This is a genomic window from Lyngbya confervoides BDU141951 (genome assembly GCF_000817775.3).
GTDB classification, from domain to species: domain Bacteria; phylum Cyanobacteriota; class Cyanobacteriia; order Thermosynechococcales; family Thermosynechococcaceae; genus Lyngbya; species Lyngbya confervoides.
In genome coordinates this window covers 53,833-67,840 of record NZ_JTHE03000009.1, presented here as the reverse complement: position 1 = coordinate 67,840, position 14,008 = coordinate 53,833, and the positions used below count along the sequence as shown (strand labels likewise).

Below are 14,008 nucleotides of genomic sequence, written 5' to 3'. Positions count from 1 at the left end.
CGTGAACCTTTCCCATCCCACACCCTGCACCTTAAGATTGAAAAGTTAAATTCTGTTGAAGCTCAAGCATTTGGCTGGTCTATCCTCCCATCCCTGGTTCAAACGTCTGGTATTCCTTGCGATCGCCCTGGTGGCGGCCTTGCTCTGCATTGTTTTCCAACCCAACAATTGGGAGCTACGACTGGTCGCGGGTGAGGCGAGCCCCTTTACCCGGCAGCCATTGATCAACCAGGTGTTTCGTCTGTTTGACATGGGCGTTACCGATATTAATGGCGATGGGAATCTCGATCTCTACACGTCCAATCACAGCAATGAGCAGTATATCCTGCTGGGCCAGGGCGCGGGAAGATTTTCCGGTAACCAGGTGAGCGCCATGGGCCTGGATCAAGATCCAGAGTTTCCGGGCCTCGAATATGCGCTGAGAGCCGACAGTGAACCAGTGCAACCGGGGCTATACCTGTATTGGAAGGATCGACGCTTAATTATTGAAACCTACCGCCTGCCCAATCCCGATCAGGTGGTGGGCACGATGACGGTGTCCGCTCCCCTCAACATTCAGCAGCAGCGTGGTTTTCAAATTGAGGTTCAGACCCGATCGGTGGGCCAGTCGCAAAGCGCCACCCAACTCACCTTCAACGCCACCCAACCCAACGGCAAACTAACGATGCTGCCGGGGAATGTGGCGCTTCCTTTTCTTTTTCAGCTTGGAGACTCGGTGCCGCTCAATCAAGTCTATGTGGGACACCAGCGGATTTCGCCCCAGGGACCTCGATTTGATTTATTTATGCGCGATCGCCATGGGATGGCCTGGGCCGACGTCAATGGTGATGGAAAGCTGGATGTGTTCATGGTCCGGGGTGCCCTCAAGGGGCGGATTGACAAGCTGCCTCGTGTTTTTACCGACGAGCTGTTTGTGCAAGCCTCCAACGCCGATACCGCCAGCGAACTGCCCAGATTTGTGGACCGCCTCGATCCAAGGGAGTTTCCCAAGGGAAACTGTCCGGCCCTGCAAACCGCCTGGACCGAGAGTAATGGCGACAATCGACTAGATTTATTCACCCTTTGCTACAAGCCCACGCCGCCCCTCCAGACCTATCCGCCCCAGCTTCACCTGGGCTTACCCGAAGGTCGCTATCAAGGGGCTGATCTAACCTCTCTGGGACTGGATCTCTCAGCAGATGGGGCCTTTGTCTGGTTTGATGTGGATGCGGATGGCGATGCGGATCTGCTGCGCAGCACGAGTCAAGACTTTTGGTTGTTTAAAAAGCAGGACCAATCCTTTCAGAAAATATCTCTGGGGAAAAATCCAGGAACGGTGGCCAAGACCTTTGATGGCAGCCATACTCTATCGGTGGCAGATTTCGATCAAGACGGCGATCTGGACGTGTTATCGGCTTCTCCCCAGGGCAATGCCTTGTTACGGAATCATCAGGGCACCTTGACACTGGAGTCCCCGCAGCAGCTGGGGCTTCCCCGCACCAGTTTGCTGGCCCATTGGGTAGATTACGACAATGATGGACGCATGGATGTCTATACCTTACCGAACGGCCTGTATCGCCAGACCTCCCAGGGTCGCTTTACTGCAACGCAGCTGCTTAAAAATCAGAGCAGTCGCGGCATTTTAGAGGCTCGTGCCACCTGGTTTGACGCTGACAATGATGGCGATCGCGACCTGTTGACCGCCCTTAACTTTCGGGCGCCCCTTTACCGAAAGCTGCTGGGAAAAGGTCCCGGCCTCGACCTGCAGCCGGAGGGGTGGGTGATTGATCTCTACCTGAATCCGGCCCAGCAGCATTGGTTAGAACTGGACTTACAGGGGTTGCCTGCCAATCCCCAAGCCATTGGTGCGCAAGTTGAGATTCGCACGGCCCAGGGAACCCAGCGTCACTGGGTGGGTGAGGCGGAGGGATCTCACTATTCCCAGGGCCATTACCGGATCTATGCTGGATTGGGGCAGCAGCGAGATCCCGTCTCCCTATCGGTGCGCTGGCCCAACGGCACGGAGGAAACCTTCCCTTCTCAGGCGGTTGATCAGCGAATCGTGCTCACTCAAAAAGCTTAGCGGTTCAGGCACACCATGGCCCTTCCTAACTTTCTCATCATTGGCGCTGCAAAGGCTGGAACCACGTCGTTGTATGCCTATCTCCAACAACATCCCCAAATCTTTCTCTCCACGCCTAAGGAACCCCGCTTCTTTGCCCTGGCCGGAGACACTCCCCAATACCAGGGACCGATTCAGCTCATAAATCAGGGATCCGTGACCAGCTGGGAAGACTACCAGGCGCTCTTTGCGGGGGCCAGTGAGGCGGCCATCGCCCGAGGAGAGGCTTCCACCATCTATCTTTACGACCCCAGGGCGGTGGGGCGCATTCGCCACTATCTGCCCGAGGCCAAGCTCATTGCCATTTTACGGAACCCGGTGGACCGAGCCTATTCAAGCTACCTGCATTTAGTGCGTGATGGCCAGGAAACTCTTAGCTTTGAAGCCGCCCTTGCAGCGGAGCCTGAACGAATTCGCCAGGGCTGGCCCCCCCTGTGGCATTATCAACAGCGCGGTTATTACTATGCCCAGCTCAAGCCTTACTATGATGTTTTTGATCCGGCCCAAATTAAAATCCTCCGATTTGAGGATTTAGCCCAAAATCCCAAGGCTTTGATGCAGGAACTGTTTAGATTTCTGGGGGTCTCAACGGATTTCCGGCCAGATTTCACGGAGAAACAGAATGTCTCAGGCGTTCCCAAAAGTCAGGCGCTGAGCTACCTGCTCAACCGCGACAATCCCCTCAAGTCCCTCTCGAAAATCCTGCTTCCTCAGAGCCTCAGAAAGGCAGGCTATCGAATCCTCCAGCGCCGAAATACAGGGACAAAAACGACTCTTCGCCCAGACACCCGAGCCTGGCTGACCCGAAGCTATCGGGAAGATATGACTCAGCTTGAGGCATTACTGGGCGAGGACTTGAGCTCGTGGAAAACCTTTGAGGACAACGCGCATCAATTAAATTAATGCGCCCCAATTGACACAGCCCCAATTGACACAGCCCCAATTGACACAGCCCCAATTGACGCAGCTTCCCTTTAGCTGGGTGTGATCCGGTGAATAGCCCACTCGGTCTGGCGTAAAATTCCCCGGAGCATTGCCAATTCTTGTGGGGTGAGCTGCGATCGCTTGTAAATTTGCCGAAACTTTTGCATCCGACTAGCCGCGGTATGGGGATACAGATAACCGATGGCGCACAGCACCTGCTCTAAATGCTGAAAATAGTCCTCTAGGGCCTCGAAGGGGACCCTAGAGGCTGTCCCGGTGCTCCAAGGGCTATCCTGGGCAGGAGGACCTGCTTCTAAGCAGATCTGGCGCAGCTCGTAGCTGCAAATTCCCACGGCCTGCGCCAAGTTCAAGGAAGCGTAGCTGGCATCAACCGGCAGGGTCACAATCCGCTGGGCAAACTCCAATTCTTGATTCGTTAAGCCGCTGGCCTCTCGTCCGAAAATGAGTGCCGAAGGCTGATCTAAGAGCCAGGGAAGCGCAACTCTCGGTGGTTCGGCCTCCAGATTGTGGTGACGAGATCGGGCTGTGGTGGCAATGACCCGGAAACGCCCCGCCAACCCTTCTGCTAAGGTATCGAAGCGCTGAGCCTGTTCTAAAATATCCGCGGCATGAACGGCCATCTGCCTGGCCTCATCTCCGACATAGTCACACTGAGGGTTAATCAAGATCAGATGGGCCAGACCCATGTTTTTCATCACCCGCGCAATTGATCCAACGTTGCGCGGACCCGATGGCTCCACCAGGACAATGTGGATATTGTGAAGACGCTCAAGCACCAGCAGCGTTCAGTCTAGGTGTCCCCCAGGATTTTGGGCACCTTAAAAAAGTCTCCCTCCTGCTCCGGCGCAACGGCTAAAATAGCTTCGCGATCCTCATAGGGGTCAAGCTGGTCCGCGCGGATGATGTTACTGATATCAATGGCGCGCGTGGTGGGAGGGACATCCGTGACGTCTAGTTCTTCGAGCTGATCGAAATAATCAAGAATATCGCCAAGCTGCTGGGTATATTGGGCTTCCTCTGCCTCTGTCAACGCAAGACGAGCTAAAAGAGCCACTTTATGAACCTGTTCTTGATCAATCATGCCGTTAGAATTCGGGCTAGCAATTGCAGTGATCCTATCACCTTTGTCCGATTTGAACGACCCTGACCTCTCAGCGGGGGGGACTGGGATCAGGATTGTTTTTCCCTGGGTTTGAGAGTTGACCTGACAAACGATATCGAATTTGCCAATTCTGGGCACTCTAAGCTCACCAGTCAAGCAGCCAAGTCGCGAGCCGAGTGTGTCTAACCCGTCCCTAGAAAAATTCGGTGACTCAGACTTTCGAGCTAAGGAAGCGCAGCTAATTATCAGTCTGAAGTTTCACCATGCGTCTACCCTCGCTGAGATTCCCCTAGAAGTTGCCGTCAGCGCGATCGCGAAGGTGTGGGAATCCTGCCAGAATCCAGGGTCCCCTTAGAAGAAAACATCTGCTCCCATGCGTCCTGTGTTTTTCATCCAGTTCTGCGCCTCAATGTAGTTATTGGGGGCAATACTGATGGCTTGCTTCCAATATTCCGCCGCTTGGTCAAATAGCGCCTCTGCCTCCTCTGCCCGATCCTCCTCAGCGGCCTGTTCGCCACGGGAATGAAGAATGACCGCCACGTTATTGAGCGCCTGACACATTCGCGGGTTCAGCTCTAGGGCTTGAAAGTAGTACCCCAGGGCCCTGTCGGTTTCGCCGTTGCTGGTGTGAATCAAGCCAATGTTGTAGAGGACAAAGCTGCGGTCGGTGGGATCTTCTTCGAGTTTCAGCGCTTCTTCATAGTTCTCCAAAGCCTCGGCATATTCCCCATCGGACTGGGCTGACATCCCATCTCGATAGTAAGCAAAGGCCTCTTTTTCCTTCTTGGTGGCCGGCAGGATCTTAAGAATGATGTCTGCCATGACGGTGAAGGATTTGTCAATAAAGTTATCGTTGCGTTGGGATCTAGGCATGGGAGAGACTTTAAAGGCTGGGTTACCCCTGCCATTTTAGAGGAACGAGAATCGGGTCCCCCAAAGTTGTCATATTTTTCTGCAATCGCCTTAGGATGCCGGTGGATACCACAGCTGCTCAATGGCCCGCGCCGTCTCCATCGCCTGGGATCGATCGCTGCCCTGGTCTAGGACAACGGTAACGTGACCTAATTTACGCCCTACGCGGGACTCCTGCTTGCCATACCAGTGCACATGGGCACGGGGATACTGGCTAAGCTGCTGTCGTTTGTCCTGGTAATGGGCAACTTGATTTTCAAATCCCAGGAGATTGACCATCACCACCCCAGGTACTTTGAGATCGCCAGATCCCAGAGGTTGCCCCGATACGGCCTTCAGATGCTGGGAAAATTGAGAGGTCACGCAGCCTTCAATGGTGAGATGCCCCGAATTATGGGTGCGGGGGGCAACCTCATTTACCAGTAAGGTTCCCGAGGCGGTCAAAAATAACTCCAAGCCCAGGACCCCGATGTATTGCATCTGCTCCAGGAGGATCCTTGCCAGGGCGTTCGCTTGGTGATGCACCGGTGGGGGGAGAGGCACCGGTGCCATGGCCCAGCGGCAGATTTGATCGACTTGGCAGGTCTCAATCAGCGGATAAAGGGCCACTTCCCCGATTAGGGATCGAGCTGCAATGATTGCCAGCTCTCGTTCAAAGGGCACAAAGGCTTCTACCATAAACCCGGTATCTGACGCCCTGGTCTGTTCCCAAAAAAGAGCCAGGGCGTCGGGGGTTTGGATAATGTGAGTTCCCTGGCCATCATAGCCATGGCGACGCGCTTTAATCACAATGGGGTAATCGAACCCCAGGTCTTGTGGGCGGTCCCGAGGGGTCAGGGCGGCAAACTTGGGTACGGGTAGACCCATCTTGGCCAACTGCGATCGCTGCTCAAATTTATCGAGCACCAGTGCGAGGGCGCTTAGAGGGGGGCGAAAGCAAACTCCTGATTGCTCAAGGCGTAATAGCGCCGGTAAATCAACAAATTCATTTTCAAAGGTAATCACTCCGCACTGTTGGGCCAGTTGCGCCGTGGCCTGGGCATCGTTGACGGGGGCCAGGACAGCCTGGGGAGGCCGATCCCTTGCCTCCATGGCTTGCAAGGCCGGGTCGGTGCGCCGGGGAGTTTGCATCCATACCTGAACCCCCAACTCCAGGGACGCTTCGCCCATCATCATGGCCAGCTGTCCGCCGCCAATAATGCCGATTGTTGCAGCTGGAGGGGTCACAAAGTCAGACATGGCCAGGCCCAAAGATGAACCTGTTCATTATCTCCTAAACCCAGACCATCTTTGCCGGAGCGCGTTAGCGGAATGGATTTGCGTAAAGCAGTCCCCCTTGGCTCCAAAGCTGATTTTGCCCTCGCTCCAGCTTCAACGGCGTTTGCGGACCCAGGTTGCGATCATAAATTTCCCCATAGTTGCCAACGTGCTTAATGACCCGCGCCGCAAAGTCATTGGAGAGCCCCAGCGATTCTCCAAGGGTATCTTCCTGCCCCAGAAAGCGAGCAACCACAGGATCGTTGCTATTGCTGAAGGTCTCCAGATTATCAGATTGAATTCCCAGCTCCTCCGCCTCAATGGTGGAATATATGACCCACTTCACCACGTCGTACCACTGATCGTCTCCATCATTAACCGCTGGCGCCAAGGGTTCCTTAGACATCACCTCCTCCAAAATTACATGTTCACTCGCATCTGGAAACTTAGATCGACGCGAAACCAGCTGGGATCGATCCGAGGTGACCCCCTCACAGCGTCCCTCCGTGTAGGCGGTGTAGGCCAAATTAATATCCTCAAACACAATTGGATTAAAGTTAACCCCGAGCTTACGCATCTGGTCAGTCAGATTGCGCTCTGTGGTGGTTCCGGTCTGGGTGCAGATGGCCTTGCCCTCAAAGTCTGCCAGCCGTTGGATGCCGCTGGACTTGCGAACCATCATTCCTTGACCGTCGTAAAACACAACGGGGGCAAAGGACAGCTTGTTGGAGCTGTCGCGCGAGAGTGTCCAGGTTGTATTGCGGCTGAGGATATCCACTTCACCAGATTGCAGCGCACTAAAGCGCTCCTTCGCGTTGAGATTGCGATACTCCACCTTGCTGGGGTCGTCAAAGATCGCCGCTGCAACAGCTCGACAAATATCCACATCGAGGCCTGCATAGTTGCCATCGGGCTGAATGAAGCTAAATCCCGGCAGTTCTCCGCTTACGCCACATTTGAGAACCCCGCGATCTTGGATGCGCTGGAGTTGGCTATTGCTCCCGGAGTCGGCTGTCCCTCCGCAGCTCGAAAGAATGGCACCTAGCAGCACAGCTGCCACCGTGAACTTGGCTTTTAATGAAAAGAGTTTCAACATTCGTTTAAGTTTTCACAACACACAGTCACAACACACAAGTCATCCAAGGGAACACGAAGAGTGTGCCTAGTTGCTTTCCGGGGCCGTGGGCACAAACACGTACCCCGATTGGTGATTCCCAGGCACCACCTTAACCAGTTGGGTGGGCCGGTCGCGATCGCCCGATCGCAGAAAACGGATGGTTCCCGCCGATCCTGGGGGCGAAAAATCCGGGGACGCGAGCGCCTCGCGAACACCCTGCCGGGTTGGGTTTTTCTCAATGGCCGCAATGAGCGACTGAGCGGCATCGTAGGACATGGCCGTGCGCCAACTGACCGATCCACCCCACAGTTCCTCAGCGGCTTTTGGAAACCCGGCGCCCGGATCGCCTTGGCTATGCCAGGGCACGGCCAAGACCAGACCCTCTGCATCTTCGCTGCCCTCTAGCAGGGTGTCCTCGCGATAGGGGCTATCTCCCCCCAGGACAGGAAGACGCTTGCGATTGGTCCGCAACACCTCATAGGCCTGGGGCAGCGTTTCCGAGTTTGCCAGCAGTACAATCACCTCAGCTCCGCGCTCCTGGGCCTGGCGATAGTCTGATCGCGCATTAAACTCTTTCTGGTTGAGGTCAAACTCCTGCACCACTTCGCCACCGTTACTGAGCAGCGATTCGGTAAAAACATCTCGCAGGGAGCGACTGTAGCTGCTATCCGCGTTGTAAAAAACAGCAGCTTTTTGCTTCTTCAGAGACTCCAGGGTATAGCGAGAGAGCGCTCTCCCTGTAAAGTTGTCGCTGGGAACCGTGCGGAAAATGTAGTTTCCAAAATTGGATAGCTCTGTGGAGGTGCTGGTGGCTGAGATCATCACCACCTGATTATTTTGATAAACGTCAGCAGCAGCCAGGGATGCGCCACTCCCGAAATGACCGATGACCCCCAGGATATTTTTATCCTTGACGAGCTTTTTGGCCACCTTTTCCGTACTGTCTTCTTGATTGGTTTCGGTGGCAATCAACACCTTTAGCGGTGTGCCATCAATTCCACCCTTCTGGTTCAACTCATGCTGCGCTTGGGCAACGCCGCGCAGGAGTTCTTTGGCGGCGTTCTGAGTGACGATATCCTCAGAGTCTAGGGGGATTGAAACGGCAATGGTGTAGGATTTATCGTTGCCTATCTTGGCATTATGAAAATAGATTAGGGATTCAGGGTCGTTGCGATCGCGGGTTAATGACGCTTCAAACCCATTGGCTGCCTCCTCGAAATCCTGGCGCTCGTAGGCTGCAATGGCCTCTTGCTTATCGGCCGTTCCATCATCTGCAATGAGCCTGCGATCCCCATCGCTGACCCGCTCGGTTTTGCTGTCTCCACCCAAAAGGATGGGACCCGTTCCAAGCAGTGACCATAGACCATATCCTCCCAACCCCACCAGGGCAATGACGCCAGCCACCATCAGGGGCTTCTGCCACCGGGCCTGGGGTGGCTTGCTGCCGCGGGAGTCGACCCCACTTTGGGATCCAGAGGGATATCCAGGCTGGGGTCCCCCCGACCCATAGCCTCCTCCCGGCGGTGGAGAGGGCGGTCCGATGGGAGGCTGGGATAGAGTCGGGTCAAGATGGAGGGGATAGCCCGCAGGCCCTGAGGGTTGCCCTGGGGGATTCGAGGGATAGCCTGAACCGGGAGGATTTGAGGGGTATGCCACGGTGGGAGGGACCCCAGGGGGCTTTCCAGGGGGGTAGGTCACGGTTTTTGCATAGGCATCCCCGGAGTAAGGTCCAGGGGGGAGCCCTGTATTTCCCGGCGGAAAGCCCAGTGCTTGCAGGACCTCGCTTGCTCGATCATAGCGATGGCTCGGCACAGTCTCGAGCATGCGATTCAAGACATGGGCGGTGCGATCGCTGACGGGATTTGCCTGGGTCTGCCATTGCCAGCGGTTGCTATAGCCATCGAAGCAGTCCAGGGGATTTAGCTTGCCGGTGAGTAACACTAGGGCCGTCACGGCCAGGGCATAGAGGTCGGTGGAGGGATAGATATTTTGTCCGGCAACTTGTTCTGGAGGAGCGTAGCCTGAGGTGAAAACCCCTGTAGAAGACCCTGTGGAGGTCACCGCCCCCTGGGTGACCTGTTTGACGGTGCCAAAGTCCAACAGATAAAACATGCCGTTGTTATGCTGCATGATGTTGGATGGCTTGATGTCGCGGTGAATTGCGCCATTTTGGTGAATGTAATCCAAGATTCCCAGGACCGATCGCAGCATCTCCAGGACTTCCGGCTCTGAGAACTGACCCTTTTCCTTGAGGATTTGCTCTAGGGTGCGACCGTCAATATATTCCTGCACCAAATAAAAAAACTGGCATTGCTGACCCGTGTGCGGATCTGCCACGCTTAACGGGAAGTAGGCCAGAAGTTTTGGAATTTGAGGATGATTGCTGCCCAAGCGCTCCAGAACTTCGGCTTCTCGCTCAAACAGATTATGGGCAATTTTAAGCTGCTCTGGGTCCAGTTCAGCCTGGGGCTGGAATTGCTTGACTACGCAATAGTGATAGGCGGGAGTGCGGCGATCGCTGGCTAAATAGGCTGTCCCAAAACCTCCCTTTCCCAACAGCTTCAGAGGTAAGTAACGGCCGTCCAGCAGTAGCGGCATGCCGCAGGTGGTACAGAACCGCTGCTGAACCGTTTTTAAGATAGCCTTATCATCCAGGTCGGGGAAAAGGTTGCGAGGGTTGGCGCAACTTGGGCGCGTGCAGCGAATTTCCATGCTCAAATCTGTTGATTAACACAGGATTTTATGGGGCTGGCAGGGGGATAAAGAACCGGTTCAGACCCATGAAGAACACCGGTTTTTGCTCAGGATTTCCCGGTAGAGGTGACCCCAGGCTGAATACTGACGAGTCTACCACTGGCTGTCAAGGAAATCTTGATGCAGATCACCTGTGGGGCGATATAAAGGGCACTGCCCCTGCCTACCCTGAGTCTTGGACGCTAGAGCACTCCCTGAGGGGCTGTCCGAAGCTTCCGGCAGTCAGCGAACCCGGTCCAGGACTGGAATTGCTTTGCTGGAATCTTTGCTGGAATCTCTGCTGAACCCTTTTGGGCTTGAACGTTTTTGGGCTTGAACTCCTGTACTTAAACTTCTGCCAAGGGTGCAGCCTCTGAACCTGTGGAGATCTCAAGAAAGAATTCCAAGGGTCGCCCGATACAGACGATCCCCGGTTCGAAAGGTGAATTGACGAATCAGCGATTCCACCTGATCCAGGGGGAAGGTATCAATGACCGTGGCTTGAAAGGTGACGGTGGGTTTTTCTGGCAGGTCAATGGAGCAGTAGTCACTGTATAGCGCGATGTGCTGAACCGGCTCCAGGTTATAGGCGACTGAGACTCCTAACTCAGGATGTCCGGCAAAGACATGAAACATCTCCATCTGCTGCCAAAATTGCCGGGTGCTTCCTTTGAATTCTGGATGTAAAATCATTGTTCTAATTGAGGTTAAATGTGGGTTAATTATGTCCCCAGTAAAAATTAGACCGGATCACTTCTTTGCAATTCTTTATCTATTAGCACTAAGGAGCCCAGAGTGCTAGCAGTAAGCTATTTTCGATGGGATTAAAAATACTTTAAACGTTCATGATGAACATTAATTCTGATTGAATTAAGGGGTTGCATGGATGGAGTCTTTTGGAGGCAAATCCCCCTAAAATTCTTGAACTATCTTGTTAGGCTGACATAGGGGCGAAAGGTCCAGTTAATCCGAGGACCGCAGGGTCGAGCGGTTTTGGGTACCGTATGAATCCAGTTGCGCTGACATCCAGGCTGCATGAGCAGTAAATCTCCATGGTGTAGGGCAATCCCCCAAGATTTTGCCCCTTTTTTCCGGCGTTTGAGGCGAAACGTGCGGGTGGCACCTAAGCTCACCGAGGCGATCGCGGGATCTTCTCCCAGTTCCGGCTCGTCATCGGCATGGTAGCCATTGGAGTCGTTGCCGTCGCGGTACAGATTTCCCATCCCCACCTGGTAGGCATAACCGGTGACCACCTCTACCTGCGATCGCAGATCTGCCAAAAAATCTGGCCAGGGTGCAGCCTGCCAGCTGACGGAGTTGGAATAGCCATAGTGATACGCTGTGGAATCACCAAAATAGGATTCAAGCCGAGGTACAGGTCTTTGTTTTCCAAAGATTGTGATTTGCTGCTGCTGCCAGGGCAGATCCAAACTTAGGGTCAGTAGCCGGTCGGCCTGGGCTTTGGGCAAAAAGCCGGGCCAATAGACCAGGGGGGGGACATCCTCTGCCTCAAGGATGGCCGGACTGAACGCCTTGCCTTGAGACAGGGCGAAAAACTCCTCCGGGGTGACGCGGGCTTGGATGCCGGGTTCCCTCAGATCCTCAGAAGAATAATTCTGCCTTCCGGGTCTATCGTTCACTCTCGAATCCAGCTCGTTACCCCACCTGGCTGATCAATGAGTTGAATGCCCTGAGCCTTGAGCTCATCGCGGATTTGGTCGGCGGTGGCAAAATCTTTGCTCTCCCGAGCCGACTGACGTCGGGTAATGAGGGCCTCAATCTCCTCTGCGGAGGGACCCGTCTGGGGCTGCACAGAGGGGATCTCAGGCGGAGCCACCAGTCCCAACACTCCGGCTAACTCCCTCAGGCACAGCCACGTTTGGTACAGATTCTCTGAGGGGGTATCGGTCTGGCCCCCATGCTTGAGAATATTGCCGTTGCGCTTGAGGGTTTTGGCCAACTCGAACAGTACAGCTAATCCCTCGGGGGTATTGAAATCATCGTCCATGGCTCGCCGGAACTGATCGATGGCCTCAGACTCCGCGGGTGCCTTGGGAAGGTCTGGGGGCAGATCGGGCCAGTTCAACTGTGGTCCATGGTTCCAGCCAAAGAGCAGTCCCTCCCGGATCGTGACCCAACTGTGCTGGGCTGCCTGAATTGCTTCATCAGTAAAGTCGAGGGGTTTACGATATTGCGCCTGTAGCACAAATAGACGCAGCGCCATGGGATCAAAGGTCGTGTCGTTCAGAATGGGCAGTGGATTATCCAAAAGCTGACGAATTGTTGTGAAGTTTCCCAGAGATTTAGACATCTTTTCGCCATCCACGTTGACCATCCCGTTATGCATCCAGTAACGGGACAGGGGCTTACCGGTGACGGCCTCTGACTGGGCAATTTCGTTTTCATGGTGGGGAAAGACTAAATCTGCCCCCCCGGTATGGATATCAATGCTGTCCCCAAAGCGATCGCGAACCATGGCTGAACATTCAATATGCCAGCCTGGGCGGCCTTTTCCCCAATCGGATTCCCAGGCAGGTTCATCGGGCTTGGCCGCTTTCCAAAGGGCAAAGTCGAAGGGATCTTGCTTCTTCGACGCCTCCGGGTCGGAGGACTCCACCCGACCGCTGGCTCCAGCTTGCATCTCCTCTAGCTTCCGACCCGAGAGCTTGCCGTAGTCTGTAAACTTGCGCACTGAGTAGTAAACGTCTCCTGCCGCTGCATAGGCCATGCCTTGCTGCTCCAGTTCATGGATCAACCGCTTAATCCCGTCCAAGGTATGGGTGGCGCGCGGATATTCATCGGCCGGAAGAATATTCAGGCGGGCCATGTCCTCGAAGTAGGCCTGAATGTACTTTTCACTGACGGCCTCCATGGTGGAGTGCTCTTCCCTGGCTCGGCGGAGAATCTTATCGTCAATATCGGTAAAATTTTGCACGTAGCGCACCTTATACCCGCGCCACATTAAGTAGCGGCGCACCACATCCCAAACAATGTAGGAGCGGGCATGCCCCAGATGGCAGTAGTCGTACACCGTCACGCCGCAGCAGTACATTTTGACGATGTTGGGCTCTGCGGTGACAAGGGGTTCTTTTTGACGAGACAGAGAATTATAGAGGCGAAGAGACATGGATTCGTCAACGGAGGGGGCAGGAATAGGGTCAGGAACAGGGGCAGCAACAGGGGCAGGAGGGGTTGTATGCAAGTAATCATTTAGGATTTCAACCTGGGCAAGGGCCTTAGGCTGACTTTTATCCGTGGTAAGGAGAATGGTTTTTCCGTTGTTCAGGCGCAGCTGAATCTCAACGGACTTTTTCATCGAGGGGTGCCGAGGCGAATCTAGCTCCGAGGGCGCCCCCGAGCCTAACACCGCCTGGAAATCCTCCAATTGGTCCAGGGACCGACGGCGTTGCCAGAGGGGCAGGATAAAAAAATGATGACTCACAATGGCCTGATAGGAAAGGCGATCGAGCGTCAGCCGCATGGAACGCCCCATCCAGATCATCAGGAAGCAGCCCAGGGCCACCATCAGTGTTGCCGTGGGTAAGGTGTCAGAAACATTACGATAGGTGAGATTGAGGGTTTGAATCCTGGGGTTCCCAAAGTAATTGCGCAAGGTCTGATCGAGGGTATCTAGATCGGAGGTTGTGGTCATGCGGTCGTGCCAGATGCGCACTGCGCGATCGCGCAGCAACAGCCCTACGTTCCGGGCACTGCGTCGCACAGCCTCCACCTGATCGACTTCAAAGGAATCTGACTGGGGGCGCAAAAGCCGAACTTTTACGAGCTCACATTGATTTTGAGCGCGATCGCATCGCAGGGCAACCCGGTCAAAACTTGCCAG

General features: G+C 54.6%; 12 protein-coding genes. 3 read left to right on the top strand and 9 right to left on the bottom strand.

Features of this window, described 5'->3' with window-relative positions; genetic code table 11:
* Positions 1 to 70: 70 nt before the first annotated feature.
* On the top strand, positions 71 to 2,062 hold the full coding sequence (locus QQ91_RS01575; protein WP_201277270.1) for a CRTAC1 family protein: 1,992 nt from the start codon (positions 71 to 73) through the stop codon (positions 2,060 to 2,062).
* Between the two features lie 15 nt (positions 2,063 to 2,077).
* The gene (locus QQ91_RS01570; RefSeq protein WP_166279123.1) at positions 2,078 to 3,004 is read left to right on the top strand and encodes a sulfotransferase family protein; all 927 of its coding nucleotides are present in this window, start codon (positions 2,078 to 2,080) and stop codon (positions 3,002 to 3,004) included.
* 71 nt (positions 3,005 to 3,075) lie between these two features.
* Here QQ91_RS01570 and QQ91_RS01565 read toward each other — a convergent pair whose 3' ends face one another.
* Together QQ91_RS01565 and gatC are read right to left on the bottom strand one after the other, a co-directional pair.
* Positions 3,076 to 3,822, bottom strand: a complete 747-nt coding sequence (locus tag QQ91_RS01565) for an RNA methyltransferase (RefSeq protein ID WP_166279120.1) — start codon at positions 3,820 to 3,822, stop codon at positions 3,076 to 3,078.
* A 14-nt stretch (positions 3,823 to 3,836) separates the two neighbouring features.
* Complete coding sequence (gene gatC / locus QQ91_RS01560) at positions 3,837 to 4,127, bottom strand: Asp-tRNA(Asn)/Glu-tRNA(Gln) amidotransferase subunit GatC (protein ID WP_166279117.1); 291 nt, start codon at positions 4,125 to 4,127, stop codon at positions 3,837 to 3,839.
* 199 nt (positions 4,128 to 4,326) lie between these two features.
* On the opposite strand from gatC, the gene QQ91_RS01555 reads away from it, so the two are divergent.
* A complete protein-coding gene (locus QQ91_RS01555; protein ID WP_166279114.1) occupies positions 4,327 to 4,503 on the top strand; it encodes a hypothetical protein in 177 nt (58 codons plus the stop codon).
* Here QQ91_RS01555 and QQ91_RS01550 read toward each other — a convergent pair.
* The 7 genes from QQ91_RS01550 to cysS form a co-directional block, all read right to left on the bottom strand.
* Positions 4,500 to 5,021, bottom strand: a complete 522-nt coding sequence (locus QQ91_RS01550; protein WP_166279111.1) for a photosystem I assembly protein Ycf3 — start codon at positions 5,019 to 5,021, stop codon at positions 4,500 to 4,502. The two genes, QQ91_RS01555 and QQ91_RS01550, sit on opposite strands and share 4 nt — an antisense overlap.
* Before the next feature lie 90 nt (positions 5,022 to 5,111).
* A complete protein-coding gene (locus tag QQ91_RS01545; RefSeq protein WP_166279108.1) occupies positions 5,112 to 6,299 on the bottom strand; it encodes a 5-(carboxyamino)imidazole ribonucleotide synthase in 1,188 nt (395 codons plus the stop codon).
* Positions 6,300 to 6,363: 64 nt separating this feature from the next.
* Positions 6,364 to 7,413 carry an amino acid ABC transporter substrate-binding protein gene (locus tag QQ91_RS01540; protein WP_166279105.1) on the bottom strand — a complete coding sequence of 350 codons (1,050 nt, stop codon included), beginning with the start codon at positions 7,411 to 7,413 and terminating at the stop codon, positions 6,364 to 6,366.
* 66 nt (positions 7,414 to 7,479) lie between these two features.
* Complete coding sequence (locus QQ91_RS01535) at positions 7,480 to 10,146, bottom strand: bifunctional serine/threonine-protein kinase/ABC transporter substrate-binding protein (RefSeq protein WP_201277269.1); 2,667 nt, start codon at positions 10,144 to 10,146, stop codon at positions 7,480 to 7,482.
* A gap of 411 nt (positions 10,147 to 10,557) precedes the next feature.
* Positions 10,558 to 10,803 (bottom strand): hypothetical protein, encoded by a 246-nt coding sequence (locus QQ91_RS01530; protein WP_250833227.1) that lies wholly within the window; start codon positions 10,801 to 10,803, stop codon positions 10,558 to 10,560.
* Positions 10,804 to 11,093: 290 nt separating this feature from the next.
* Positions 11,094 to 11,807 carry an alpha-ketoglutarate-dependent dioxygenase AlkB family protein gene (locus tag QQ91_RS01525; RefSeq protein ID WP_250833226.1) on the bottom strand — a complete coding sequence of 238 codons (714 nt, stop codon included), beginning with the start codon at positions 11,805 to 11,807 and terminating at the stop codon, positions 11,094 to 11,096.
* Complete coding sequence (gene cysS / locus QQ91_RS01520) at positions 11,804 to 13,294, bottom strand: cysteine--tRNA ligase (protein ID WP_166279199.1); 1,491 nt, start codon at positions 13,292 to 13,294, stop codon at positions 11,804 to 11,806. Before cysS ends, QQ91_RS01525 begins: the two co-directional genes overlap by 4 nt.
* Between the last annotated feature and the right edge of the window lie 714 nt (positions 13,295 to 14,008).